Below are 322 nucleotides of genomic sequence, written 5' to 3'. Positions count from 1 at the left end.
AGTCTCGTGGGCTCGGGCGGGTGGCGGAGGCCACGGACCACGCCCTGGAGGCGGCGCACTGGGCCGACGAGGCGGGCGAGGGACCGACGCTGGGCGTCTGGGCGCGGCATCAGCTCGGCGGGTTCCTGCTGCGGCGCGGGCGGTGGGCCGAGGCCGCCGAGGTGCTGGAGTCCGTACTGCCCGAGGTGACCGCCGGGACGCATGGCGACGGGGCGGTCGTGCAGACGCTCTGGTGGCTCGGGGACTGCCTCGGTGAGCTGGGCGAGCACCGGGCCGCCGCCGAGCGGCGGTTGCAGGCCGCCGGGATCGCCCGGAACTGGCC

General features: G+C 77.6%; 1 pseudogene. It reads left to right on the top strand.

The window, feature by feature from the left end:
* Positions 1–322: pseudogene (locus J0695_RS41765) on the top strand (tetratricopeptide repeat protein); the annotation flags it as partial.

The sequence above is a fragment of the Streptomyces beijiangensis genome (genome assembly GCF_017315755.1).
Lineage (GTDB): Bacteria > Actinomycetota > Actinomycetes > Streptomycetales > Streptomycetaceae > Streptomyces > Streptomyces beijiangensis.
Note: the sequence above shows the minus strand (reverse complement) of the source record. Positions and strands in the feature narration are given on the sequence as shown.